This is a genomic window from Geodermatophilus arenarius, from assembly GCF_042654585.1.
Classification (GTDB): domain Bacteria; phylum Actinomycetota; class Actinomycetes; order Mycobacteriales; family Geodermatophilaceae; genus Geodermatophilus; species Geodermatophilus arenarius.
This window is the reverse complement of the sequence record NZ_JBHSGR010000013.1, coordinates 22606-46778: the sequence shown is the minus strand read 5'-3', so window position 1 is coordinate 46778 and position 24173 is coordinate 22606. Positions and strand designations below refer to the sequence as shown.

The 24173-nt window shown below is 76.6% G+C and carries 24 protein-coding genes; 8 read left to right on the top strand and 16 right to left on the bottom strand.

Going from position 1 to position 24173, the window contains the following annotated elements; translation table 11 throughout:
- Nucleotides 1–59 precede the first annotated feature (59 nt).
- Nucleotides 60–1619, bottom strand: a complete 1560-nt coding sequence (locus ACFO3M_RS13030) for a GNAT family N-acetyltransferase (RefSeq protein ID WP_387989115.1) — start codon at nucleotides 1617–1619, stop codon at nucleotides 60–62.
- Between the two features lie 119 nt (nucleotides 1620–1738).
- Entirely contained in the window at nucleotides 1739–2992 is a 1254-nt protein-coding gene (locus ACFO3M_RS13025) for an alpha/beta fold hydrolase (protein ID WP_387989113.1), read from the bottom strand.
- Nucleotides 2993–3170: 178 nt separating this feature from the next.
- On the opposite strand from ACFO3M_RS13025, the gene ACFO3M_RS13020 reads away from it, so the two are divergent.
- Entirely contained in the window at nucleotides 3171–4676 is a 1506-nt protein-coding gene (locus ACFO3M_RS13020; protein WP_387989111.1) for a mannitol dehydrogenase family protein, read from the top strand.
- A complete protein-coding gene (locus ACFO3M_RS13015) occupies nucleotides 4673–5413 on the top strand; it encodes an HAD family hydrolase (protein ID WP_387989109.1) in 741 nt (246 codons plus the stop codon). Before ACFO3M_RS13020 ends, ACFO3M_RS13015 begins: the two co-directional genes overlap by 4 nt.
- Before the next feature lie 2 nt (nucleotides 5414–5415).
- Here the strand turns inward: ACFO3M_RS13015 and ACFO3M_RS13010 are convergent, their stop codons facing one another.
- The 4 genes from ACFO3M_RS13010 to ACFO3M_RS12995 all read right to left on the bottom strand — a co-directional run bounded on the left by ACFO3M_RS13010 (nucleotide 5416) and on the right by ACFO3M_RS12995 (nucleotide 8775).
- Nucleotides 5416–6126: a CPBP family intramembrane glutamic endopeptidase gene (locus ACFO3M_RS13010; RefSeq protein WP_387989107.1), complete on the bottom strand. Its 711-nt coding sequence runs from the start codon at nucleotides 6124–6126 to the stop codon at nucleotides 5416–5418.
- Between the two features lie 17 nt (nucleotides 6127–6143).
- Nucleotides 6144–6716, bottom strand: coding sequence for a dihydrofolate reductase family protein (locus ACFO3M_RS13005; protein ID WP_387989105.1), 573 nt, complete (start codon nucleotides 6714–6716; stop codon nucleotides 6144–6146).
- A 118-nt stretch (nucleotides 6717–6834) separates the two neighbouring features.
- On the bottom strand, nucleotides 6835–8187 hold the full coding sequence (locus ACFO3M_RS13000) for a dicarboxylate/amino acid:cation symporter (protein ID WP_387989103.1): 1353 nt from the start codon (nucleotides 8185–8187) through the stop codon (nucleotides 6835–6837).
- Nucleotides 8188–8409: 222 nt separating this feature from the next.
- Nucleotides 8410–8775, bottom strand: a complete 366-nt coding sequence (locus ACFO3M_RS12995) for a hypothetical protein (protein ID WP_387989101.1) — start codon at nucleotides 8773–8775, stop codon at nucleotides 8410–8412.
- Nucleotides 8776–8963: 188 nt separating this feature from the next.
- On the opposite strand from ACFO3M_RS12995, the gene yidD reads away from it, so the two are divergent.
- Nucleotides 8964–9386, top strand: a complete 423-nt coding sequence (gene yidD, locus ACFO3M_RS12990) for a membrane protein insertion efficiency factor YidD (protein WP_387989099.1) — start codon at nucleotides 8964–8966, stop codon at nucleotides 9384–9386.
- Here the strand turns inward: yidD and ACFO3M_RS12985 are convergent.
- The gene (locus tag ACFO3M_RS12985) at nucleotides 9377–10507 is read right to left on the bottom strand and encodes a 5-methyltetrahydropteroyltriglutamate--homocysteine S-methyltransferase (RefSeq protein ID WP_387989097.1); all 1131 of its coding nucleotides are present in this window, start codon (nucleotides 10505–10507) and stop codon (nucleotides 9377–9379) included. The two genes, yidD and ACFO3M_RS12985, sit on opposite strands and share 10 nt — an antisense overlap.
- Nucleotides 10508–10554: 47 nt before the next feature.
- On the bottom strand, nucleotides 10555–11088 hold the full coding sequence (locus ACFO3M_RS12980) for a DUF1353 domain-containing protein (RefSeq protein ID WP_387989095.1): 534 nt from the start codon (nucleotides 11086–11088) through the stop codon (nucleotides 10555–10557).
- A gap of 121 nt (nucleotides 11089–11209) precedes the next feature.
- Here ACFO3M_RS12980 and ACFO3M_RS12975 point away from each other — a divergent pair, with 121 nt between their 5' ends.
- Both ACFO3M_RS12975 and ACFO3M_RS12970 read left to right on the top strand, forming a co-directional pair.
- Nucleotides 11210–12265 carry an iron-containing redox enzyme family protein gene (locus ACFO3M_RS12975; RefSeq protein ID WP_387989093.1) on the top strand — a complete coding sequence of 352 codons (1056 nt, stop codon included), beginning with the start codon at nucleotides 11210–11212 and terminating at the stop codon, nucleotides 12263–12265.
- A gap of 121 nt (nucleotides 12266–12386) precedes the next feature.
- Nucleotides 12387–12716, top strand: a complete 330-nt coding sequence (locus tag ACFO3M_RS12970) for a hypothetical protein (protein ID WP_387989091.1) — start codon at nucleotides 12387–12389, stop codon at nucleotides 12714–12716.
- A 57-nt stretch (nucleotides 12717–12773) separates the two neighbouring features.
- Here ACFO3M_RS12970 and ACFO3M_RS12965 read toward each other — a convergent pair whose 3' ends face one another.
- Nucleotides 12774–13103 (bottom strand): CDGSH iron-sulfur domain-containing protein, encoded by a 330-nt coding sequence (locus ACFO3M_RS12965; protein WP_387989089.1) that lies wholly within the window; start codon nucleotides 13101–13103, stop codon nucleotides 12774–12776.
- A gap of 85 nt (nucleotides 13104–13188) precedes the next feature.
- Between ACFO3M_RS12965 and ACFO3M_RS12960 the strand changes: the two genes are divergently transcribed.
- A complete protein-coding gene (locus ACFO3M_RS12960; protein ID WP_387989087.1) occupies nucleotides 13189–13839 on the top strand; it encodes a chemotaxis protein CheB in 651 nt (216 codons plus the stop codon).
- 45 nt (nucleotides 13840–13884) lie between these two features.
- A complete protein-coding gene (locus ACFO3M_RS12955) occupies nucleotides 13885–14685 on the top strand; it encodes a Crp/Fnr family transcriptional regulator (RefSeq protein WP_387989085.1) in 801 nt (266 codons plus the stop codon).
- Here ACFO3M_RS12955 and ACFO3M_RS12950 read toward each other — a convergent pair.
- From ACFO3M_RS12950 to ACFO3M_RS12925, 6 genes are all read right to left on the bottom strand, one after another.
- Nucleotides 14667–17789, bottom strand: a complete 3123-nt coding sequence (locus ACFO3M_RS12950) for a bifunctional [glutamine synthetase] adenylyltransferase/[glutamine synthetase]-adenylyl-L-tyrosine phosphorylase (protein ID WP_387989083.1) — start codon at nucleotides 17787–17789, stop codon at nucleotides 14667–14669. The genes ACFO3M_RS12955 and ACFO3M_RS12950 overlap by 19 nt on opposite strands.
- Before the next feature lie 4 nt (nucleotides 17790–17793).
- On the bottom strand, nucleotides 17794–18534 hold the full coding sequence (locus ACFO3M_RS12945; RefSeq protein ID WP_387989081.1) for a type 1 glutamine amidotransferase: 741 nt from the start codon (nucleotides 18532–18534) through the stop codon (nucleotides 17794–17796).
- Nucleotides 18535–18620: 86 nt separating this feature from the next.
- Nucleotides 18621–19961, bottom strand: a complete 1341-nt coding sequence (gene glnA, locus ACFO3M_RS12940) for a type I glutamate--ammonia ligase (RefSeq protein WP_387989079.1) — start codon at nucleotides 19959–19961, stop codon at nucleotides 18621–18623.
- Between the two features lie 116 nt (nucleotides 19962–20077).
- Entirely contained in the window at nucleotides 20078–21301 is a 1224-nt protein-coding gene (locus tag ACFO3M_RS12935; RefSeq protein ID WP_387989077.1) for an NAD(P)/FAD-dependent oxidoreductase, read from the bottom strand.
- A gap of 14 nt (nucleotides 21302–21315) precedes the next feature.
- Nucleotides 21316–21981 carry a GTP cyclohydrolase I FolE gene (gene folE, locus ACFO3M_RS12930; RefSeq protein ID WP_387989075.1) on the bottom strand — a complete coding sequence of 222 codons (666 nt, stop codon included), beginning with the start codon at nucleotides 21979–21981 and terminating at the stop codon, nucleotides 21316–21318.
- A 56-nt stretch (nucleotides 21982–22037) separates the two neighbouring features.
- Entirely contained in the window at nucleotides 22038–22715 is a 678-nt protein-coding gene (locus ACFO3M_RS12925; protein ID WP_387989073.1) for a helix-turn-helix transcriptional regulator, read from the bottom strand.
- Between the two features lie 123 nt (nucleotides 22716–22838).
- Here ACFO3M_RS12925 and ACFO3M_RS12920 point away from each other — a divergent pair, with 123 nt between their 5' ends.
- Complete coding sequence (locus ACFO3M_RS12920; RefSeq protein WP_387989071.1) at nucleotides 22839–23669, top strand: slipin family protein; 831 nt, start codon at nucleotides 22839–22841, stop codon at nucleotides 23667–23669.
- A 3-nt stretch (nucleotides 23670–23672) separates the two neighbouring features.
- Here ACFO3M_RS12920 and ACFO3M_RS12915 read toward each other — a convergent pair whose 3' ends face one another.
- Nucleotides 23673–24122 (bottom strand): hypothetical protein, encoded by a 450-nt coding sequence (locus ACFO3M_RS12915; RefSeq protein ID WP_387989070.1) that lies wholly within the window; start codon nucleotides 24120–24122, stop codon nucleotides 23673–23675.
- Between the last annotated feature and the right edge of the window lie 51 nt (nucleotides 24123–24173).

Below are 24173 nucleotides of genomic sequence, written 5' to 3'. Positions count from 1 at the left end.
TGTCCTCGGGTCGTCGGGGCGTGCGGTGCCGATCCGGCCCCGGTCGGGGACCGAGGGGGTCAGCGGCTGCGGGTCTCGGGGAAGAGCAGGTCGAGGACGCGGGCGGCGACCGGTCGCGGGAGGTGGTCGGCGAGGTCCGGCCGCGGGGTGGCGCCCACGAGGACGTACCCCGGTGCTCCGGCGTCGGGGACGCGGAGGTCCAGGCCCGCGACGGGCAGCCCGAGGGCCCGGCTCGCGCGGACGGCGGCCGCGGCGACCTCCGGGTGCAGCCGGTCGGTGACGTCCTCGACGGTGCCGCCGTCGTCGGCGCCCGGCCGGACGGGGATGCGCTCGCCGGCCGGCGGGACGTCGTCCATCGCCCAGCCGGCCTCGGCGACGGCGGCGGCCGTCCCCTCGTCGAGCGGGATGCGGGACCGCCCGCCGGTGGCCCGCTCCCGGCGCCGGCCGGCCCGGCGGACCAGCGCCGCGACGTCGGAGACCCCGTCGCCGACGACCGTGGCGGGCCGGCGCACCCCCGCGGCGACGACCGCGGAGTCGACGACGACGACCCGCAGCTCCTCCCCCGCCGGCACGGCGTCGGCAGCCACGCGGACCCCGGCGCGGGCGGCGACCCGGCGGGTCACCCGCGGGTCCGCGCAGCGGCTCAGGGCCACGGCCGAGGTGAGCTCGGGCATCGACCCGCAGGTGAGCGCGCTGCGGGCGCCGAGGGTGTGGCGCAGCTCGCCCTGGTCGGCGTCGGTGACCTCGACCCGCACCCCGCGGCGCAGCGCCTCGTCGGCGAGCAGCCGCGCGCAGGGCGCGAGCCGGTCGAGCCCGGCCGGGGTGGGGACGAACAGCGGCGCGTTGACCGCGTTGCGGCGCTTGACCACCAGCGCGGGCACCCGGCGGAAACCCAGCTTGCGGTAGAGGGCGATGGCGGGCGTGTTGTCGTGCAGCACCGAGAGGTCGAGGTAGGCGCGGCCCCGGGCGAGGTAGCGCTCGGCGAGCACCCGGACCAGCGCCTCCCCGGTGCCCGGCGGGGCCTCCTCCGGGTCCGCGGCCAGGCACCACAGGCTGCTGCCGCCCTCGGGGTCCCCGAACGCCCGGACGTGGTCGACCCCGGTGACCGTGCCGACGACCCGCCCGGTGCGCCGGTCCTCCGCCACGAGGTAGCGCACCGTGCGGGTGGAGTGGTCGTGCCAGACGGTGGCCGGGTCCCCGGGGACCATGCCGGCCAGCCGGACGATGCGCTCCATCTCGGCGACGTCGTCCGGGCAGGTCACCGTGCGCACGAAGACGTGCGGGACCAGCTCACGGCGCGGCCGGTACCGGTACAGGTCCAGCCGGAGGGTCAGCGAGGGGTCGAGGAACAGCTCGCCGGGCGCCAGCCCGAGCAGGACCTGCGGGTCGCGGGGGTAGACGCAGATGTCGCGGCGGCCGTCGGCCTCGTCCCGGAGGGTGTCGGCCAGCCGCTGCGTGTCGGCGAACGTCTGGCCGAACAGCAGCCGTCCCCAGCCGAGGTCGAGGGTGGCGTCGGCGTCCATGCCGCGCAGCTGGTGCTCCGACGGCGGCTGCCACGGGATGCCGGTGATCGTCGGGACGGCCGTCAACGGCCGCCGCCGCGACGTACTGGTGCTCACGATGGGTCGCCACCCGGGGTCGTGCCCGGCTCGTCAGGCGGCGTGCTGCACCCGGCCGTGCCGCCCCACCATGCCCCTCCTGTCGCGGACGAAACCGACCCGGAACGACCGGGTCCCGGTCAGCGCCCGACCGGGACCAGCCGCGCCGGGCCGGCCGGTGCCTGCGCCGTCGCCGCGCGCAGGAGCTCGTAGGTGCCCTGGGCGGCGGCCGCCCACCGCCCAGCCACCGGCTCGCCCCGCAGCCAGGTCGCGGCCGCGACCAGCAGCTGCCAGCCGGCCGCCGCCTCCAGGTTGAGGTGGACCGGCAGCGGCAGCACGCGCAGCAGCCCGGCGGGGTGGTCCGTGAGCAGCGTGTCGGCCAGCCCCGCCGCGCCGGAGGCGGCCAGCAGCAGGCGGGTCCGCGGCCCCCACGGCCGGGTCCACGGCACGGTGAGCAGTGCCAGCGTGCTCACCACGTCGAGGACGGCGTGCACCGTCGGCGGCAGCGGCCGGACCGGGGCCAGCGGGTCACCGGGCCGTGACCGGGGCAGCACGACGTCGTCGTCGATGGGCTCGCGGCGGTCCAGCTCGCCGGAGAGGAAGACGTCCACCAGCCGGGCGGTCACGTCCGGCGCCGACCAGTGGGCGTTGTGCGCGGCGCCCTCGATCACGACCAGCCGGCCGTCGGGCAGCAGCCGGGTGACCTCCTCGGCCCACTCCTGGCCCAGCGTCCGGTCGTGCCGGCCGCGCACCACCAGGGTCGGCGCGGCGACGTCGGGCAGCCGCTGCTCGATCGGGTCGTCGGCGCTGCGGACGAGCTGCTGCACCATCCGGGCCACGCCGGTGGACAGGTACTCGACCTGCATCACCGGCTGCAGCGTGGGGACCTCGAAGACCTGGTTGCGCAGCACCTGCGGGTACTGCCGCCAGGGCCGGCGGTAGCGGGGGTCCGGCGTCGAGCCGGACAGCACCAGCCGCTCCACCCGCTCGGGGTGGCGGGCGGCGAGCTCGACACCGACCTGCGCGCCGATCGAGTTGCCGAAGAAGCTCGCCCGGCGGATCCCGCAGGCGTCGAGCCAGGCCAGCAGGTGGCCGGTCTGCGTGGCGACGTCGGGGCCGCCGGGCCAGCGCAGGTGCGGGTCCCGCGGCGAGCGGCCGAACCCGGGGAGGTCGGGCGCGAGGACGTCGTGCCCGAGGGCGGCCAGACGCCGTCCCAGCGGGACCAGGTACCGGCTGGACAGACCCAGCCCGTGCAGCAGCACGACCGGCACCCGCTCGCCGCCCGCACCGGAGCGCCAGGTGCGGGAGTGGACCCGGGCGCCGACCGCGGGCACGGCGGTCCGCACGTGGCGCGGAGGCGGGCCGGCGGGGCGGAGGGAGGTCAGGACGGGCACGGGTCCTCCGGAGGGAGGTGGGACGCCCCTCGGCTCGGGGCGCCGACCCCGTACCCGGACGCAGGGGACGAACCACACCGGGCCGTTCCGGATTGGGACGGCGAGCCGGTGGGCATGGGTCCGGGGCCGGTGCGGGTGAGCAGCCACTCCTCGCCGTCCCTCCTCCCGAGAGCCCGTGATGACGCCTGCCCGGACCCGGGCGACGGCACCCGCCGTCCCCCTGTCGGACCGCACCCTCCGCGACCTCCCGCCCGACGTCTCCGTCCCGGACTACGACCGCGCCGCGCTGCGCCCCGGGATCGTGCACGTCGGCGTCGGGGGCTTCCACCGCGCCCACCAGGCCGTCTACCTCGACGAGCTGGCCCGCCTGGGCGAGACCGGCTGGGGCGTGGTCGGCGTCGGCCTGCACAGCCGCGAGATCGGCGAGGTCCTCGCCGGCCAGGACCGGCTGTGGACCGTGGTCGAGCGCTCCGTCGACGGGGACCGCGCCACCGTCGTCGGCGCGCTGACCCGGTACCTCTACGGCCCGGACGACCCGGAGGCGGTGCTCGCGGCGCTGACCGACGGCGGCACCCGGGTGGTCACGCTGACGATCACCGGGACCGGCTACCGCGTCGACGCGCACACCGGGGAGTTCGACGCCGACGACCCGCACGTCGCCCACGACCTCGAGGACCCCGGCACACCCGAGACCGTCTTCGGCTACCTGGTCGAGGCGCTGCGCCGGCGGCGGGAGGCGGGGACGGCGCCGTTCACGGTGCTGTCCTGCGACAACATGCAGTCCAACGGTGCGGCGGCCCGCTCCGCGGTGGTGTCCTTCGCCCGGCTGCGCGACGAGGACCTGGCCGACTGGATCGACGCGAACGTCGCCTTCCCCAGCAGCATGGTCGACCGGATCACCCCGAGCACGACCCCCGAGGACCGGGACGCCGTCGCGCGGGAGACCGGCGTCGACGACCGGTGGCCGGTGGTCACCGAGCCGTTCCGCCAGTGGGTGGTCGAGGACGCGTTCTGCAACGGGCGGCCGCCGCTGGAGCGGGTCGGCGTCCGGTTCGTCGACGACGTGTCCCCCTACGAGACGGTCAAGACCCGGCTGCTCAACGCCGGGCACTGCGCCATCGCCTACCTCGGCTACCTCGCCGGCCACCGGACCACCGCCGACGTCATGGCCGACCCGGTCTTCCGCGGCTTCCTCACCCGGCTGATGGCCGAGGAGATCGCCCCCGGGCTGCCCGAGGTCCCCGGCGTCGACCTGGACGGGTACCAGGCCACGCTGCTCGACCGGCTGGCCAACCCCCGGATGGCCGACCAGCTGGCCCGGCTGGGCCGCCGGGGCTCGTCCAAGATCCCCAACTACCTGCTGCCGTCGGTGCGGGCCGCGATGGAGGACGGCCGGCCGCACCGGCTGCTGTGCCTGGCCGTGGCCGGCTGGCTGCGCTTCCTCCGCGGCTCCGACTACGCCGGCGAGGAGGTGCCGATCCAGGGCCCGCGGCCCGACCTGGTGCCGGTCGCCCGGGAGGCGGGCGGCGACGCGAGGCCGCTGCTGTCGGAGCGGGCGGTCTTCGACCACGTCGGCCAGGACCCGCGCTTCGCCGGGTGCGTGCAGCGGGCCCTGACCGCGCTGGACCGGCAGGGACCGCGCGAGGTCATCGAGGAGTTCCTCGCCGACGGCGGTGGCGCGTGACGGCCGGGCGCCACCTCGCCCTCGACGCGGCCGCGGTCACCACGCTGCTCTGCGACGCCGACGGCACGCTGTTCCCCTCCGAGGAGCCGGCGTACGCCGCGTCGGCCGACGTCACCAACCGGTTCCTCGCCGGGCTGGGGGCCGGGCGCACCTACGCCCCCGACGAGCTGCAGCGCACGACCAACGGCAAGAACTTCCGCGCGGCCGCCGCGGAGCTGGCCACCGCCCACGGGCGCGAGCTCACCCGCGCGGACCTCGAGGAGTGGGTGACCGAGGAGAGGGACGTCGTCACCGCCCACCTGCGCACCGTCCTGCGCCCCGACCCCGCGGTCCGCGGGCCGCTCGAGCGCCTGGCCCGCCGGTTCGCGCTCGCGGCGGTCACCTCGAGCGCGTCGTCGCGGCTGGCCGCCTGCCTGGAGGTGACCGGCCTCGCCCCGCTGTTCGCCGGTGACCGCCGGTTCAGCGCGGAGGACTCGCTGGCCGAGCCCACCAGCAAGCCCGACCCGGCGGTCTACCTGTACGCCGGCGCCACGCTCGGCACCGGCCCCGCGGAGGCGGTCGCCGTCGAGGACTCGGTGAACGGGGCCCGGTCGGCGGTGGCGGCCGGGTACCCGACCGTCGGCATCCTGCAGTTCGTCCCGGACGCCGACCGGCCGGCCCGCGGCGAGGCGCTGCGGGAGGCCGGCGTCGCCGCGGTCGCGGACTCGTGGGCCGACGTGGAGCGGCTGCTGGGCTGACCTCAGCGGCGCCCGGCCGCCGCGGCCGCCAGCGCCCCGAGGTCGTTGGCCGCCAGGTGCAGCAGCGCCGGCGCCAGCAGGCTGCCGCTGCGCTCGCGCAGCCGGTCGACCAGCACGCCGGCGCCCGCCGTGCCGAGGCAGGCGGCGGCGACCGCGCCGACCCGGCGCGGCCGGTCCGCGGCCGGCGGGTCGAGCGCGAGCGTGCGCACGGTCGGGGTCACGTGCCACAGGCCGAACAGCGCCGCCGCCGCGGTCCGCGCCTGCCGCGCGGGCAGCACCCGCCGCAGCACCGGGGGCAGGACGCCGCGGAAGGCGACCTCCTCCCACAGCACGGTGCCGACCGGGATGCGCACCAGCACCCGGACGGCCAGCGCCCGCGCGCCGAGCCCGGTCACGCGGGCGTCGGCGAGCAGGGGCCGCAGGGCCGGGACGGCGAGGGCGGTGGCGTACCCGGCGCCGACGACGGCGGCCCAGGCCCCGCCCGCCCGCGCCCCCGCCCCCAGCCGCCGCGGGTCCAGGCCGAGCTCGGCCCAGCTGATCCCCCCGGAGCGGGCCGCCGCGAGCAGCGTCGCCGCGGCCGCGGCGTTCACCGGCGCGTACGCCCGCTCGGGCAGCCGCGGCACCAGCAGGTCGTTCCAGGCCGCGAGCAGCACGGCCAGGCCGGCGGCCCGGCGGGCGTCGGAGCGGCGGACGTCGGAGCGGCGGCCGGCCACGTGCTCCCCCGGCCGGGTCAGCGGGAGCGCGACCAGGTGAGGACGGCGGGGCCGCCGGGGAAGGTCCGCACGTCGTCCAGGACGAACCCGGTGGGGGCGAACCCGGTGTCGAACAGCGGCCGGCCGGCACCGGCCACCACCGGGTACTGCTTGAGCACCAGCCGGTCGATCTCGGGGAGCAGCTCACCGGCGAGCTGCCCGCCGCCGGCGAGGTAGACGTCGAGGCCGGGCGCCTCCTTGAGGGCGCGCACGGCGGCCAGCGGGTCCTCCCGGACGACGGTGACCTCCGGGGCCGGGGGTTCCAGCGACCGGGAGACGACGACCTGCCGCAGGTGGGCGTAGGGGCTGACGATGCCCGCGGCGAGGCCGGGGTCGTAGGTGCGCCGGCCCATGACGACCGTGTCGAACCGGCGCCGGAGCGCGGCGTCGACCCCCAGCGCCCGGCGCACGTGCGTGGGCAGCGCGTCGGCGTACTCGGTCGCCATCCACTCGGTGAACGGCTCGGTGAGCGGGTAGAAGTCCACCTCGTCGTCGGGGCCGGCGATGAAGCCGTCGATCGACACCCCGACGTAGTAGACGAGGTCGCGCACGTCCCACCTCCACCGTCGTCGCCGACGTCACGCTCCCGTGGTGTGGCACCGGTGCGCAAGCGGCGACGGGCCGGGGACCCCGAGGGGTCCCCGGCCCGTCGCCGGGTGGAGCGGAGGATCAGGCGACCGCGGGCTGCCGCAGGTCGGTGTCGACGCCGCCGGTCTCCGCGACGACCGGGGCGGACGCCCGGCCGGTGCGGAACCGCTCGAGGTCGAGGATGCCCTCGCGCCGGGCGACGATCGTCGGGACCAGCGCCTGGCCGGCGACGTTCACCGCGGTGCGGCCCATGTCGAGGATCGGGTCGATCGCCAGCAGCAGGCCGACGCCGGCCAGCGGCAGGCCCAGGGTGGACAGCGTCAGGGTCAGCATCACCACCGCGCCGGTGACGCCGGCCGTGGCGGCCGAGCCGACCACCGACACCAGCGCGATGAGCAGGTAGTCGGTGAGCGACAGGTCCACGCCGAAGAACTGCGCCACGAAGATCGCCGCCAGCGCCGGGTAGATCGCGGCGCAGCCGTCCATCTTCGTCGTCGCGCCCAGCGGGACGGCGAAGGAGGCGTAGGACCGCGGCACGCCCAGGTTCTGCTCGGTGACCCGCTCGGTCACCGGCAGGGTGCCGATCGAGGACCGGGAGACGAAGGCGAGCTGGATGGCCGGCCAGGCGCCGGCGAACCACCGCAGCGGCGAGAGGCCGTGCAGGCGCAGGAGCACCGGGTAGACGACGAACAGCACCAGCGCGAGGCCCGCGTAGACCGAGCCCGCGAAGACGCCGAGGGAGCCGAGCGAGTCCCACCCGTAGGTGGCCACGGCGTTGCCGATGAGGCCGACGGTGCCGACCGGGGCCAGCAGGATGACCCACCACAGCAGCTTCTGGACGACGGCGAGGGCGGAGCGGACCAGGCCGAGGAACGGCTCGGCCGGCTCGCCGACCTTGAGGATCGCGACGCCGATCGCGACCGACAGCACGATCAGCTGCAGGACGTTGAACGACAGGCCGACGGAGCCGTCGTCGCCCGCCGAGGCCTGCAGGCCGAGGACGTTGCCCGGCACCAGGCCGGTGAGGAAGTCCCACCAGGAGCCGGTGGTCTCGGGCGCGGCCTGGGCGGCGGCGTCGACGCTGCTGTTGCGGCCGGGCTGGGTGAGCAGGCCCAGGCCGATGCCGATGGTGACGGCGACCAGCGCGGTGATCGCGAACCACAGCAGGGTCTGGCCGGCCAGCCGGGCGGCGTTGGAGACCTGGCGGAGGTTGGCGATGCTGACGATGACCGCGGTGACGACGAGCGGCGGGACCAGGACCTTGAGCAGCGTGACGAAGGTCTGGCCGACGGTCTGGAGGGTGCTGGTGAGCCAGTTCGGCGTCCCGTCGGCGACGGGGCCGAGGTCGCGGGCCACGAGGCCGAGCGCGACGCCCACCACGAGGGCGAGGAGGACCTGCGCCGCGAACGGGACGCGGCGGAGACGTGCGAGCACTGAGGTGCCTTTCGGGGGTTCTTCGGGAGGGGACGGCGGCGCGGGCGGCGTCAACAGCCGGCGGTCGTCACCCGGCCGAAGTCGAGCTCACGGCGGCGCGTGAGTCCCCAGACGTTCTGCACGCCAGGGAGCAATGCGGATGCGGCACCGCGGCATCCCGGATGTGCGCGGACTCACCCGCCGGCGTGGACCTCGGCCCCCCGGAACCGGGCCGCTGACGCCTCAGGCGGCGTCGTCGACGGCGGGCTCGTCCTCCAGCGCCACCATGACCTCGTTGGTCTGCAGGGTGACCAGCCAGGCCAGCGCGTGGTCCTCGACCGGGCGGCCGGACACGTGGGCGATGGCGTCGAGCTGGGCGGCGACGAGCCCGCGGGCGGCCTGGTAGACGTCGGCGGCGGACACCGCCATCTCCAGCTCGTCGAGCCACAGCCGCCCGTCGGGCAGCACGCGGACGTCGGGCTGGCTGCCGACGCCGAGGTCGGCGGCCGCGCTGCCGAGGACCGACATCCCGGCACGCAGCTCGGTGAGCCGGCGGGAGCGACGGCCGGACGGGGCGGGCTGCGACGGAACGGGCTGCGACTCGGACATGCGGCTGCCTCCTGTCGGACCGGCCCCGCGGTCGTGGGGCCCGTCCCCAGGGTCGGCAACCGGAGTGCGGCACCGGACCACGCCTGGGACGGGGCGGGCGGCTGGGACGCGAGGGACGAGACGTTGCAGGCCCGACCCGTGCAGCAACCCCTTCCCCGGTCCGGCGGTGGCCTGCACGATGCCCCGCCGTGACCAGCCGCCCGGGGTGCACCCGCCGTCGCCGCCGCCGCTCCGCCCGCTCCTCCCGCAACTCCTGCGACGGCTGGGACGGCTGCTCGGAGGGCTGTGACGCGATCGGCCTGTTCACCCTGCTCTGGCTGGCCCTGCCCGCGGCACTGGTCACCCCGGCACCGGCCGGGACGCCGTGGGCGGCGCGCTGGCCCGTCCGGCTCGTCGTCGCCTACCGGGAGCGGGTCAGCCCCACCCGCCCGCCGGTGTGCCCGTTCACGCCGACCTGCTCGACCTACGGGCTCGAGGCGCTGCGGCGCCACGGCGCGCTGCGCGGGCTGTGGCTGACCCTCGACCGGCTGCGCCGCTGCCGCCCCGGCGCCGGCGGCAGCGACCCGGTGCCCCGGGCCCGGGCCCGGGGCCGGGGCCGGACTCAGGCGTAGCCCCAGACCTCCTGGGCGACCTCGACGACGAGCGCCAGCTTGGCCACCTGCTCGTCGCGGGTCAGCGCGTTGCCCTCGACGGTCGAGGAGAAGCCGCACTGCGGCGAGATCGCCAGCTGTTCCAGCGGCACGTACCGCGCGGCCTCGTCGATGCGCCGCTTGAGCGCGTCCTTCGACTCCAGCTCCGGCCGCTTCGTCGTCACCAGGCCCAGGACGACCCGCTTGCCCGGCGGGACGAACCGCAGCGGCTCGAAGCCGCCGGAGCGGGCGTCGTCGTACTCGAGGAAGAAGCCGTCGACCTCCAGGCCGCCGAACAGCGCCTCGGCGACGAAGTCGTAGCCGCCCTCGGCCACCCAGGAGGAGCGGAAGTTGCCGCGGCACATGTGGGTGGTGACCGTCAGCCCCTCCGGGCGGCCGGCCAGCGCGGCGTTGATCTGCCGGATGTAGCGCTCGTGCTGGTGCTCGGCGTCGCGGCCCTGGGCGGCGAGCTCGGCGCGCTGGGCGGGGTCGTTGAGGTAGGCCAGGCTGGTGTCGTCGAGCTGCAGGTACCGGCAGCCCAGCGCGGCGACGCCGCGCACCTGCTGCGCGTACGCCGCCGACAGGGCGTCCCAGAACGCGTCCTCGTCGGGGTAGACGGCCGGGTCGATCGCGGCCGCGCCGCCGCGGTAGTGGACCATCGACGGCGAGGGGATCGTCAGCTTCGCCGTCTGCCCCTCCCCCACCTGGGACTGCAGGTAGGCGAGGTCCGCGCCGAAGACCGGCTCGCCGATCGACAGCGGGCCGTCGACGTGCAGCCCCGCAGGGGTGAAGTCGATCGTGCCGTCGGCGTTGCGGAAGTGGACGACGATGTCCTCGCCGGTCACCTTGCTGATGCCGTCGATGGCGTAGATGAAGTCCATGTGCCACGAGGCGCGGCGGAACTCGCCGTCGGTGGCGGTGCGCAGGCCGACGTCGCCCTGCAGCCGGACGACGTCGGCGATCGCCTCGTCCTCGATCCCGCGCAGCTCGGCGTCGTCGATCTCCCCGGCGGCGTGCCGGGCGCGGGCCTCGAGCAGCGACGCGGGGCGCAGCAGGCTGCCGACGTGGTCGGCGCGGAAGGGCGGGCCGGAGGTGTCGGTCATGCCGCGAGCCTGGCGCAGGACGGCCCCGGACGCGCGCCGGCGGCGGATCAGGCCCGCGGGCGTGACCAGGGCCGGACCCCGGAGTCGCCGGACACCAGCCGCTCCGCGGCGGCGTAGACCAGGAGGGCCGGTACGGCCAGCAGCGACGGCGGCAGCACCAGCGGCGCCGCCAGCGCCGTGATCGCCAGCACGCCCGGCGCGCTGAGCAGCCAGCCGCGCCGCCGCCGCGGATCGGTCAGCGCACCCCACCGCACGCCGGTCCACATGAGCCAGCGCAGCAGCACCGGCACCCCGGCCTCCCGCATCGCCCGGCGGAAGACCCCGTCGGCCTGCCGCGCGGTGACCACGCCGGTGGCGATGCCCTCCTGGCACAGCCAGTCGTGCAGCACCGCGGCCAGCGTGTACCGCCCGGACTCCGGGACCAGCCACCGCACCGGCCGCGGCACGGACGCGAGGTCCGTGCGGAAGCCCGCCGGGACGACGAAGGTGTCGCGCTTCCCGTGGTAGGTGAGCGGCTCGACGAGCGTCCAGCCGCCGGCGCCGGCGGTGCTGAGCACGCCGGCGGGCGGGTCGAAGGGCACGTCCGTACCCTCCTCCCCGCCCGCCGCGTCCGCTCGGGGGAGCGGTCGGTACCGGGGTCGTCGGTACCGCGGCCGGGCCCACCCCTCCGCGCGGGTGCCCACGGATGTGCGACATCCCATCGTGCGCGGTGCATCGAAGTCCGCGGCGCTGGGCATGGGCCGGACCATGCGCCTGCCTCACGCCCGGGGCCCCCTGTCCGCGGCCCTCCGCGACGCCCTGCTCGCCGGGTCGGTCTCCCCCACCACCGTCGACCTCGCCCGCACGACCGCCGGGGCCGCGACCGACCCCCTGCACGACGACGACCTGCAGCTGGCGCTGGCGCTGTGCTACGAGCTGCACTACCGGGGCCTCGACGACGTCGACGACGCCCTCGAGTGGGACCCCGGCCTGATCACCCTGCGCGCGCACCTCGAGCGCCGGCACCTGGCCGCCCTGTGCGAGCTCACCGGCCCGCCCTCCCCCACCGGCGAGCCGGTCGACCGGCAGCTGACCGCGCTGATCGCCGCCGACGACGGCCCGTCGCTGTCGTCGTTCATGGCCAAGCGCGGCACCGCCGAGCAGTGGCGCGAGTACCTGACCCTGCGGTCGGTCTACCACCTCAAGGAGGCCGACCCGCACACCTTCGCCGTCCCCCGGCTGTCGGGCCGGGCCAAGGCCGCGATGGTCGAGATCCAGGCCGACGAGTACGGCGGCGGCGCGCCCGAGCGCATGCACAGCGAGCTCTTCGCCGGGATGATGCGCGACCTGGGCCTGGACGCCGGGTACGGCGCCCTGTGGGACGACGCCCCCGCCGTCGCCTTCACCTCGGTCAACACCATGTCGCTGTTCGGCCTGCACCGCCGCTGGCGCGGGGCGGCGCTGGGCCACCTGACCTGCGTGGAGATGACCTCCTCCGAGCCCAGCCGCCGCTACTCCGCGGGGCTGCGCCGGCTCGGCCACGACGGGACGACGACCGTCTTCTACGACGAGCACGTCGAGGCCGACGCCGTCCACGAGCAGATCGCCTCGGTGGACATGTGCGGCTCCCTGGTGGCCGAGGACCCCTCGCTCCTGGGTGACGTGCTCTTCGGCGCGGCCTGCTCCCTCACCCTCGACGGGCTGGCCGCCCGGCACCTGCTCGGCGCCTGGGAGGCCGGGCGCTCGGCGCTGTACACCCGGACCGCGCTCGCCGCCTGAGTCGCGATCCGGTCTCGGAGCCGGGTTGCGGCTCACGATCGGCTGCAGTCCGCGGCGGCGCTGCCGAACCTCTCGGCGCAGGACCCTCCGGACCCGGGGTCCCCGACCCCGGAGGACGACCATGTGGCGGCGCACCGACCCGGACCCGTCCGGCACGCCGGAGACCAGGGCGACGCCGCGGGACGTCGAGGTCCTCGAGAGGGTGGTCGAGGCCCTCACCGAGGCGTCGACGTCGATCGGCGAGGTCGAGGACCTGGCCCGGGAGACCGCGGCCGCCACGCAGCGGGTGTCGGACCGGATCGCCGGCATCCGGACCAGCAGCGACCGGGTCACCGCCGGCACCCACGCGACCAGCGAGGTCGTCGGCCGGCCCGACGCGGTGCAGGCGCGGATCACCGACGTGCTCGAGGAGCAGGTCCGGATGGCCCGCGCGGTCGGGTCGGCCGCCTGAGCCGGGGTGCGGGCCGGGCACGGGGGCCGGCCCGCACCCCTCCGGTCCTCCCCGCCCTCAGTCGGCCCGGCCCTCCGGCCGCCGCGCCTGGCGCAGGATCGCCGCCGCCGGCCTGGGCCGGCTCGGCGCGCTCGGGGCGGAGAAGCCCGAGCGCTTGTGGCTGCCGTCGCAGAACGGCTTGATGCCGGACTTGCCGCACCGGCACAGCGCCACCGTCGTGCGGCCCGGGTCGATCTCGGCGCCGTCCTGGTCGACCAGCCGGAAGTCGCCGCGCACGATCAGCGGGCCGTCGCGGTAGGGCGTGATGGTGGCGGCGCCCTCGGCGGGCCGGTCGTCGCCGGGCAGGTCCTCGTCGGGCAGGTCGTCCGCGGGCAGGGCTGAGCTCACCCCGACAGCGTGCCCCGCCTCCGGGTGCGGCACACCCGGGCGCGGCCGTATGTCAGGTGCCGTACACACGCGTACGCTCGACCGCGTGCCGGGCTCGGTCCCCCTCGACGGTCAGGCGCCCTTCGGCGTCGTGGTGCTGGCTGCCTCCGCCGGCGGCGTCCGGGCGCTGCGCACCGTCCTCGGCGGCCTGCCGCGCGACTTCCCCGTCCCCGTGCTCGTGGTCCAGCACCGCGCGGCGGGGACGACCGACCTGCTGGTGCCGCTGCTGCGCGCCGTCACGGACCTCCCGGTCCGCGCGGCGGCCGCCGGTCCGCTCCGGGCCGGCGTGTCGGTGCTCCCGGCCGGCACCACCGGCCTCCTGGAGCCGGGCGGGGACCTGATCCCGGTCGAGCACCCCAACCTGGGCGCGGCCGACCGGCTGATGACCAGCGCCGCCCGCGCGTACGGCCGGCGGGTGCTGGCGGCCGTCCTCACCGGCCGGCTGGACGACGGCGCGGCCGGCGTCCGCGCGGTCCGCCGCGCCGGAGGCCGGGTGCTCGCCCAGGACCCGGCCGACGCCGAGGCGCCGGGGATGCCCAGCGCGGCCCTGGCCACGGGCTGCGTGGAGCACGTCCTGCCGCTGCGGCTGGTCGCCCCGGCGCTGGTCGCCTACGCCATGGCGCCGGGCGCCGCCGAGCTGCTCGCCGTACCGTTGCCGCCGTGGGCGCGGCTGGGCGCCGGCGCCCTGCCCGCCTGACCCCTGAGCCCGCGGAGAGCTCCACCCGGCACCGGGAGGTCCGCCGTGACTCCGCCCGACCACCCCCGCGAGGAGGCCCGCCACGCCCCGCGGCGGAGGGACACGGAGGACCCGCGGCGCAACCTGATCCTGCGGGCCCTGCCCGACGAGGAGTACGAGCGCCTGCGGCCGGCCCTGCGGCCGGTGACGCTGCAGGTCCGCGACCAGCTGTACCGCCGCGACGGCGACATCGACGCGGTCTACTTCCCCGTCGACGGCGTGCTGTCCGTCGTCGCGTCGGTCGACGGCGAGCCGGCCGTCGAGGTGGCCACCGTCGGCTACGAGGGCGTCTCCGGCCTGCCGGTGTTCCTGGGGGCGGCGACCAGCCCGCACGACTGCTTCTGCCAGGTGGCCGGCGACGCGCTGTGCCTCCCCACGGCCGACCTCCGCCGGTTCCTGTCCGACGACGGCGCCCTGCACGACCTGCTGCACCGCTACACACAGACGATGGTGGTCCAGCTGTCGCAGAACGTCGCCTGCAACCGGCTGCACAGCACCGAGGAGCGCTGCGCCCGCTGGCTGCTGCAGACCCGCGACCGCGTCGGCGCCAACGAGTTCCAGCTCACCCAGGACTTCCTCGGCCAGATGCTCGGCGTGCGCCGGGGCACCGTCTCGCTGGTGGCCGGGCTGCTCCAGCAGGCGGGACTGATCCGGTACTCCCGGGGGCGGATCACGGTGGTCGACCCCGAGCACCTGCACGAGGCCGCGTGCGAGTGCTACGACGTCGTGCAGGCCGAGAACCGCCGCGTCGGGCTGGTCCCCGAGCCGCCGGACGGCGCCACGACCGGTCACTCCCCCGGCGACTGACCGTAGAAGACCCGCTCGACCACGGCGCGGGCGTGCCGGGTGGTGCGCCGGTAGTCGTCGAGGAACCGGCCCGGGTCGACGTCGGGGCCGTACCCGCTGGCCCGCGCCACGCCGGCCAGCTCCAGCCCGGGCCGGGGCAGCTGGTCGCCGGGCCGGCCGCGGACGAGGAAGACGGCGTTGCGCGCCCGGCTGGCCAGCTCCCACGCGTCGCGCAGCGACCCGGCCTGCTCGACGGTCAGCAGGCCGTTCCCCGACAGCTCGGCCAGCGCCCCGACGGTTGAGGGCACCCGCAACCCGGGGACCGCCGCGGCGTGCTGCAGCTGCAGCAGCTGGACGGTCCACTCGACGTCGGCCAGGCCGCCGCGGCCGAGCTTGGTGTGGGTGGCCGGGTCGGCGCCGCGCGGCAGCCGCTCCCGCTCCACGCGCGCCTTGATCCGGCGGATCTCCGCGACCTGCTCGGGCGACAGCCCGCCCTCCGGGTAGCGCAGGGGGTCGACCAGCTCCAGGAACGCCGCGCCCAGCTCGGGGCTGCCGGCCACCGGCGCCGCGCGCAGCAGCGCCTGCACCTCCCACACCGACACCCAGCGCTCGTAGTACTCGCGGAAGGCGTCCAGGCTGCGCACCAGCGCGCCCTGCCGGCCCTCGGGGCGCAGGTCGGCGTCGACCTCGAATGCTGGGTCGGGAGCGGGCTCGCCGAGCAGCCGGCGCAGCGTGTGCGCGACCGCGTTGGCCGCCTGGGTCGCCTTCGCCTCCTCCGCTCTGCTGTCCCCCGACCCACCATCCCCGACGGCCCTGGGACGGTGGACGAACAGCACGTCGGCGTCGGAGCCGTAGCCCATCTCGCCGCCGCCGAGCCGGCCCATGCCGATGACGGCGAGCTCCATCGGCACGTCGGCCGGGTCGATCCCCGCCTCGCGCGCCCACGCGCGCACGGCGGCGTCGAGCCCGGCCTGCAGCGTGGCGACGGCGACGTCGGTGAGCGCCTGCCCGACCCGGACGACGTCGAGCAGGCCGAGCAGGTCGGCCGAGGCGATCCGCAGCAGCTCCTGCCGGCGCAGCCCGCGCAGCACGCCGATGCCGGCCTGCGGGTCGGCGGCGCGGGCGACGGCGGCGCGCCAGGCCCCGGCCAGCGACGCGGCGCTCCGCGGCTCGAGCTCGTCGTCGTCGGCGAGGAGGCGCAGCGCCTCGGGGGTGCGGGTGATCAGCGCGGCCACGTACCGGCTCGACCCCAGCAGCCGGGCCAGCCGCTCGGCCACCTGGCCCTCGTCGCGCAGCAGCCGCAGGTACCACTGGTTGCCGCCGAGGGCCTCGCTGACCTGGCGGTAGGCCAGCAGCCCGGCGTCGGGGTCGGCGCAGTCGGCGAGGGTCTGCAGCACCACCGGCAGCAGGTACTTCTGCATCGACGCCGACCGGGACACCCCGCCGGTGAGCGCGCCCATGTGCCGCAGCGCGCCCTGCGGGTCGGCGAAGCCGAGCGCGCGCAGCCAGTCGCCGGCGGCCTTGCTGCCCAGCTGCGCGGCCTCGGCCGGCACCCGGGCCACCGCCGACAGCAGCGGCCGGTAGAAGAGCTTCTCGTGCAGCCGGCGCACCTCACGGGTGTGCAGCGCCATCTCCGCGCGCAGCACGTCGACGGCGGTGCCGCGGGCGTCGGGCTTGTAGCCCAGCGAGCGGGCCAGCCAGCGCAGCTGCTGCTCGTCGGTGGGCAGCAGGTGGGTGCGCCGCAGCCGCAGCAGCTGCAGCCGGTGCTCGACGGTGCGCAGGAAGCGGTAGGAGGCGATGAGGGTGTCGGCGTCGTCGCGGCCGACGTAGCCGCCGGCCCGCAGGGCGTGCAGCGCCGGCAGCGTGCCGCCGACCCGCAGCCGGGCGTCGACCCGGCCGTGCACCAGCTGCAGCAGCTGGACGGCGAACTCGACGTCGCGCAGGCCGCCGCGGCCGAGCTTGATCTCCCGGTCGGCCTGCGCCGGCGGGATGTTGTCCTCCACCCGCCGCCGCATGGCCTGCACCTCGGCGACGAAGCCGGGGCGGTCGCCGGCCTGCCACACCATCGGGAACAGCTCCTCGACGTAGCTGCGGCCGAGGTCCGGGTCGCCGGCCACCGGGCGCATCTTCAGCAGCGCCTGGAACTCCCACGTGCTCGCCCACTGCCGGTAGTAGGCGGTGTGACCGGCCATGGTGCGGACCAGGGCGCCGGCCTTGCCCTCCGGGCGCAGCGCCGCGTCGACCTCCCACGCCGCCTCGTGGCAGATCCGCATGAGCGCCGCGGCCACCCGGGTGGCGCTCTGCAGCGCCGGCGCCTCCGGGTCGGTGGGGTCGACCGGCTCGGCGACGAACACGACGTCGACGTCGCTGACGTAGTTGAGCTCGCGGCCGCCGGTCTTGCCGAGCGCGATGACCGCCAGGCGGCAGGGCGCGGCGGTGTCGGGCTGCTCCGCGACGGCGAGCGCGAGGCCGGCGGTGAGCACCGCGGCGGCGACGTCGGCGAGCTCGGCGGCGACGTCGTCGGCCGACAGGCCCTCCCCCAGGTCGCGCCCGGCCAGGCTGAGCACCGCCCGGCGGTAGGCCAGCCGGAGCGCGGCGACCCGCTGCGGCGAGGCGTCCGGCGCGGCACTGCCGAGCCGGACGCCCCACGGCGGGTCGTCGGGGTCGGCGCCGACGGCGAGCAGCATGTCCCGCTCGAGGGCGTGGGCGGCCGGGCGCACCGGGCCGTGGTCCTCGTCGTCGAGGACCGTCCAGTCGCCGGGGTGGGCGGCGAGGTGGTCGGCGAGCCCGGCGCTGGCGCCGAGCACGGCCAGCAGCCGGCTGCGCAGCGCGGCCGAGCCGCGCAGGCGGGCGAGCAGGGCGGCGGCCGCCCCGCCCGTGTCGTCGGCGGCGTCCAGGGCCTCCACCAGCCGGGCCAGCGAGCGGACGGCGAGGTCGGGGTCGCCGGCGCGGGCCAGCGCGGAGACGACCGGGCCGGCCTCGGGGTCGGCGGGCTCGTTGCGCTCGAGGTCCCACAGCCCCAGGGCCGGGTCGGACAGCAGCAGCGCGGCCCTCTCGCCGTCCTCGAAGCCGAAGCGGGCCAGCCGCACGACCGCGCGGCGGGGCACCTCCCGGGACGTGGTCACCGGCTCAGACCGCGGCGCCGCGACCCGCGCGCACGAGGTCGGCGAAGCGGGCCGCGAACGGCGCCCACACCTCCTCGAGGTCCGGGTGCACCGCGTCGGTCAGCCGGCAGAGCGTCTCGCGGTCGTACGGGCTCGCCGCGACGCCGACGGTGTCCCGGTCGGCCCACTCGCGGACGATCTCCGGCGTCGTCTCGACGTGGAACTGCAGCCCGTAGACGCGCCGGCCCACCCGGAAGGCCTGGTTCGCGTACACGGGGCTGCTCGCCAGCAGGGTGGCGCCGGAGGGCAGCTCGCTGATCTCGTCGTGGTGGAACTGGATGACGTCGGGCGAGAGCGGGAGCGGGCCGAACACCGGGTCCCCGGCCGCGGCGTCCCGCTTGGCCACGAGCGACGCCCCGACCTCCGGACCCTCGATGCCCTCGCGCACCCGCCCGCCGCCGGCCTGCGCCAGCAGCTGCGCGCCCAGGCAGACGGCCAGCGTCGGGGCGTCGTCGGCGAGCGCGCGGGCCAGCAGGTCGCGGACCGGGCCCAGGCCGCTGGTGGCGTCGTCGTCGAGGCTGGACTGCGGGCTGCCGGTGACCAGCAGCCCGTCGAAGCCGGTCAGGTCGGTCGGGACCTCGTCGCCGGCGTCGAGGTGCCGCTCGTCGAGCTCCAGGCCGGCCGCGCGCAGCCAGTCCCCCAGCCGGGCCGGCGGGGCGGTGTCGCTGGGGACGACGACGAGGAGGCGGGCGGGGGTCTCCGGCACGGTGCCGAGGTTAGTGGAAGGACCTCGTCGCCCCCCGCGCCCCGCAGGCTCGGCACGGGCCCCTGCGACGAGGCCGTTCCACACCCTCAGAGGCCGGGGAGGTAGCGCTTGAGCTCGAAGGGCGTCACGTTCTGCCGGTAGGAGTTGAACTCCTCCCACTTGTTGCGCAGGAAGAACTCGAAGACGTGCTCGCCGAGGGTCTCCGCGACCAGCTCGCTGCCCTGCATCGCGGTCAGCGCCTCGCCCAGGGAGACCGGCAGGTCCTCGTAGCCGGCGGCGCGGCGCTCGGTGTCGGTGAGCGACCAGACGTCGTCCTCGGCCTCCGGCGGCAGCTCGTAGCCCTTCTCGATGCCGCGCAGCCCGGCGGCCAGCAGCACCGCGAAGGTCAGGTACGGGTTGCACGCGGAGTCCGGCGAGCGGACCTCGACCCGCGCCGACTGGCCCTTGTTCGGCTTGTAGGAGGGCAGCCGCACCAGCGCCGAACGGTTCGCCCGGCCCCACGTGGCCGCCGTCGGCGCCTCGGTGCCGGCCAGCAGCCGCCGGTAGGAGTTCACCGTCTGGTTGGTGACGGCGGTGAACTCGCGGGCGTGGGTGAGCAGGCCGGCGATGAACTGGCGCCCGGTGGCCGACAGCCGGATCGGGTCCGAGGGGTCGTGGAAGGCGTTGCGGTCGCCCTCGAACAGCGACACGTGGGTGTGCATCGCCGAGCCGGCCAGGTCGGTGAACGGCTTGGGCATGAACGTCGCGTGCACGCCCTGGGCCAGGGCCACCTCCCGGACGACGTGCCGCAGCGTCATCACGTTGTCGGCCATCGACAGCGCGTCGGCGTAGCGCAAGTCGATCTCCTGCTGGCCGGGCGCGACCTCGTGGTGGCTGAACTCCACCGAGATGCCCATCGCCTCGAGCGCGAAGACCGCCTCGCGGCGGAAGTCGTGCGCCACGTTGTGCGTGGACAGGTCGAAGTAGCCGCCGGTGTCGGCGGGCTCCGGCGGCCGCCCGTCGGTGGGCAGGTCCTTGAGCAGGAAGAACTCGACCTCGGGGTGGGTGTAGAAGGTGAACCCCATGTCGGCGGCCTTCGACAGCGCCCGGCGCAGCACGTGCCGCGGGTCGGCCCACGACGGTGACCCGTCGGGCAGCGTGATGTCGCAGAACATCCGCGCGGTGTCGCTGGGCTGGCCCTTGCTCGCGGGCATCACCTGGAAGGTGCCGGGGTCGGGCTTGGCGAGCATGTCCGACTCGTAGACGCGCGCGAAGCCCTCGATCGCCGAGCCGTCGAAGCCGATCCCCTCGGCGAACGCCGCCTCGATCTCGGCCGGCGCTACGGCGACCGCCTTGAGGTAGCCCGAGACGTCGGTGAACCACAGCCGCACGAAGCGGATGTCGCGTTCCTCCAGGGTGCGCAGGACGAACTCCTGCTGCCGGTCCATGCTGGCCATGATCGGGTCCGCTCGTTTCGTCGCCGTGTCGTCCGTGCACAGCCTGCCCGGTCCCGGCGCCGGGCACACCGGTGGGGCGCCCCGTGTCGCCCTGCCCGGTGGGCCGGTCAGACGACGAGCGACTCCAGGGGCGCGTCCGGGTCGGCGAGTGCGGCCGCCGGCACCCGCTGACGGCTGCGGACCAGCGCCTGGAGGGGCGCCGTGACGTCCCGGACGTCCACGCTCATCGCCGCGGTGACGCGGCCGTCCGAGGTCCAGAAGGCGATGAACCCGCCGTCCTCCGGGTCGCCGCGGCAGACCACCGTGTCCCCGGGCGCACCCAGCCCGGAGTACTCCATCCCCAGGTCGTACTGGTCGGTGAAGAAGTAGGGCACGCGGTCGTACCGGACGTCCTGCCCGAGCATGGAGCGCGCGGCGGCCGGGCCGCCGTGCAGCGCGTTGGCCCAGTGCTCCACGCGGAGGTGCCGGCCGTAGGAGGGGTGGAACGACGCCGCGACGTCGCCGGCGGCGAACACGCCGGGCGCGGAGGTCCGCAGGGCGTGGTCGGTGACCACCCCGTTGTCGACCTCGAGGCCCGCGGACGCCGCCGGCTGCGTGTTCGGCACGGCGCCGATGCCGACGACGACCAGGTCCGCGCTCAGCCCCACGTCCCGGTCGGTCACCACCGCGGTGACCCGCCCGCCGGCTCCACGGATCTCGCGCACGGTCGTCCCGGTGAGCAGGTCGACACCGTGGCGCCGGTGCAGGCGGGCGAAGACCTCCCCCATCCGCGGGCCCAGCACGGCGTACAGGGGCGTGGGCTGCGGCTCGACGACGGTCACCTCGTTGCCGTGGGAGCGGGCGGCGGCCGCCACCTCGAGCCCGATCCACCCGCCGCCCACGACCACGAGCTGCCGGCCGCCGCCCGTGAGGTCGGCGCGCAGCCGGTCGGCGTCGGCGAGCGTGCGCAGGTACCGGACGCCGTCGAGCTCGGCGCCGGGCACGGGCAGCCGCCGGGCCGAGCACCCGGTGGCCAGCAGCAGCCGTGACCAGGCGAGCTCCTCGCCGGTGTCCAGGGTCAGCCGGTGCGCGCCCGGGTCGAGCCCGACCGCGCGCACGCCCAGCCGCAGGTCGACGTCGTGCTCGCCGTACCAGCCGGGGTCCAGCACCTGCGCCGCCTCGCGGGGGGCGGTGCCGAGCAGGTATCCCTTGGACAGCGGCGGGCGCTCGTAGGGGACCTCGGGCTCGCCCGCGACGACCACGAGCGGCCCGTCGAAGCCCTCGGCGCGCAGGGTCTCCGTCGCCTCGGCGCCGGCGAGGCCGCCGCCGACGACCACCAGGGGAGCGTCCACGGATCCGGCTCCCCTCAGGCGGCCGTGCCGGTGGGCGCGGTACCGGCCAGCGCGAGGAACTCCTGCCGCGACCGGGCGTCCTCGCGCAGCACGCCGTGGAGGGCGGAGGTGACCGTGCGGGACCCGGTGGCGCGCACCCCGCGCAGCGTCATGCACTGGTGCTCCGCCGTGATGACCACCCCCACGCCGCGGGGCGCGAGGTGGTCCCGCAGCCAGTCGGCGACCTGCCGGGTCAGCCGCTCCTGGACCTGCAGGTCCCGGGCGAAGGACTCGAGCACCCGGGCCAGCTTGGACAGGCCGAGGATGCGCTCGCCCGGCAGGTAGCCGATCGCGGCGACGCCGGTGAACGGCAGCAGGTGGTGCTCGCACAGCGACCGGACGGGGATGCCGGTGGCGACGACCAGCTCGTCGTACCCGCCGTCGTTGGGGAAGGTGGTCAGCTCGAACGGCCGTCCGGTGAGCAGTTCGGCGAGGGTGTCGGCGACCCGGCGCGGGGTGTCGGCCAGGCGCGGGTCGGCGGGGTCCCTGCCCAGCGCCCGCAGGAGCTGGGCGACCGCCCGCTCGGCCGCGGGCAGGTCCACCGCCCCGGTCTCGCGGACGAAGCGGAGGGCCCGGCGGGAGCCGGGGACCGCGGGCTCGGCGACGGGGGCGCCGGTGCGTCGGATCGCGTGGGTGGTCATGGGACCTCCTCTAAAACCAACGATGACTGGCAGTAGAGACTCGGACCCGCGGTCTGTCAACCGTCGCGCGCGCCGTCCAGCCGCACGCAGCACGCGCCGTCCTCCGGCTGCAGACGGGCGGCCAGCCCGCTGGGTTCCGCGGCGTCGAGCACGCCCTCGACCAGCCGCAGGTTCATGCCGCAGACCAGCTCGGTGTGGGCGCGGGCGAGGGTGTGGAACGGGCAGTTCCGGAGGGTGACGGCGTCCCCGGCGACCCGCGGTTCGTAGCCGTGCGCCTCCAGCACCCGGAGGACGGCGTCCCGCCCCCGGGCCCCGTCGGCGGCGGCGAGCTCCCGCCCGCGGTCGTGCGCCCGCCGGCCGAGGACGGCCGCGGGCCGCTCGCCCGACGCCTCGGCCTCGGTCAGGGCCGCGGCGAGCAGCTCGCCGGCCAGGTCGTAGTGGCGCTCCGGCAGTGAGACGGCCACCGGGTCCCCCGACCGCCGGTAGAGCTTCGCCGGGCGGCCGGCGCCCGGGCCGGTGCGCCCGGAGCGCCGCTCGAAGTGCACGTCGAGCAGCCCGTCGGCCACGAGCCGGTCGAGGTGGAAGGCGACCGTCGCCCGGGGGACGCCCAGGGCGGCGGCCACCTCGTCCCGGCCGACCGGCTCCGCCTGGCGGACGACGTGGTCGTACAGCCGGCGGCGGGTGGGCTCGGCCAGCGCGGCGACGGCGGCGACCTGGGCCGCACGGTGGTCCACCCGGCCACTCTAGAAGCAACGATCGTTCGTCGAACAGTTCCACGGGACGGGGTGCGGGCCTACGCTGACTCCCGCGTCACCGGTGCGTCCGCGGCTGGCACCGGGACGGCGACGGAGGACGACATGGACGCGATCCTCGTGATCCTGGCGGTCGTGGTGGTGGGTCTGCTCCTGCTGGCGGGGGTCAGCGTCCGGGTGGTGACGCAGTACGAGCGCGGGGTGGTGCTCCGGCTGGGGCGTCTGCTCGGCGAGCCCCGGCCGCCCGGCCTGACCCTCATCCGGCCCGGCGTGGACCGGCTGCACAAGGTGAACATGCAGGTGGTCACCCTGCCGGTCCCCGCCCAGGAGGGCATCACCCGGGACAACGTGACGGTCAGGGTCGACGCGGTCGTCTACTACCGGGTGTTCGACCCGGTGCGGGTCGTCGTCGACGTGCAGAACTACCAGGCGGCGATCGCCCAGGTCGCCCAGGCGTCGCTGCGGTCGATCATCGGCAAGAGCGACCTCGACGACCTGCTCTCCAACCGGGAGCGGCTCAACCAGGGCCTGGAGCTGATGCTGGACTCCCCCGCCGTCGACTGGGGCGTGCACGTCGAGCGCGTCGACATCAAGGACGTCGCACTGCCGGAGTCGATGAAGCGTTCGATGTCCCGCCAGGCCGAGGCCGAGCGGGAGCGCCGGTCGCGGGTGATCACCGCCGAGGGCGAGCTGCAGGCCTCGCAGAAGCTCGCGCAGGCCGCCGGGGTCATGGCCGCGCAGCCGGCCGCGCTGCAGCTGCGCCTGCTCCAGACGATGGTCGAGGTGGCCGCGGAGAAGAACTCGACGGTCGTCCTGCCGTTCCCGGTGGAGCTGCTGCGCTTCCTGGAGCGCGCGGCGCCGCCACCGGCCCCCGCGGAGGTGCCCGCGCCACGGCCGGCGTCGGACGGCGCGGTCGTGCCCCCCGACGGCCGCTGAGGGTCAGTCGCGGACCGGGTCGGGGTCGAGGTCGTCGGCGTCGAGGTCGTCCGGGTCGTCGTCCCGTGCCGGCGGGTCGACGGTCAGCCGGGCGACGTGCTCCGGTCCCGGCTGCAGTGGTGCGGCCGCGCCGGCGGCCGGGCGGGGCCGCGGCCGGCGCGGGACGGACACGCCGGCCCCGCCGCCGCGCCCGCGGTAGACCAGCAGGCCGGCGACGGGGTCGGGGACGGCGTCCAGCGCGGCCCGGACGGCGGGCAGCGCGCGGAACCGCTCCAGCGGCTCGTCGTCGGCGAAGGCGACCTCCCACACCACGCCCCAGCGGGTGTCGTGCCACTCCCAGTACAGGGCGCCCCGGGTGACCGCGGCCTCGACGAGGCCGTCCTCGTACGCCCGGCGCCAGGTCGACGCCGGCTCGTCCCCGTCGAGGACCTCGACGGTGAGCCACTCGGCCACGGCGGTCACGCTGGGCCGGTCCCCGGGCCGGGTCCACCTCCCCGTCCCCGG

What these genes read in the sequence shown, in the direction of transcription:
- ACFO3M_RS13020 (WP_387989111.1), top strand. Translation starts at nt 3,171, where the DNA reads ATGACGCCTGCCCGGACCCGGGCGACGGCACCCGCCGTCCCCCTGTCG.
- ACFO3M_RS12995 (WP_387989101.1), bottom strand. Translation starts at nt 8,775, where the DNA reads ATGTCCGAGTCGCAGCCCGTTCCGTCGCAGCCCGCCCCGTCCGGCCGT.
- ACFO3M_RS12985 (WP_387989097.1), bottom strand. Translation starts at nt 10,507, where the DNA reads ATGACCGACACCTCCGGCCCGCCCTTCCGCGCCGACCACGTCGGCAGC.
- ACFO3M_RS12970 (WP_387989091.1), top strand. Translation starts at nt 12,387, where the DNA reads ATGTGGCGGCGCACCGACCCGGACCCGTCCGGCACGCCGGAGACCAGG.
- glnA (WP_387989079.1), bottom strand. Translation starts at nt 19,961, where the DNA reads ATGGACCGGCAGCAGGAGTTCGTCCTGCGCACCCTGGAGGAACGCGAC.
- folE (WP_387989075.1), bottom strand. Translation starts at nt 21,981, where the DNA reads ATGACCACCCACGCGATCCGACGCACCGGCGCCCCCGTCGCCGAGCCC.
- ACFO3M_RS12920 (WP_387989071.1), top strand. Translation starts at nt 22,839, where the DNA reads ATGGACGCGATCCTCGTGATCCTGGCGGTCGTGGTGGTGGGTCTGCTC.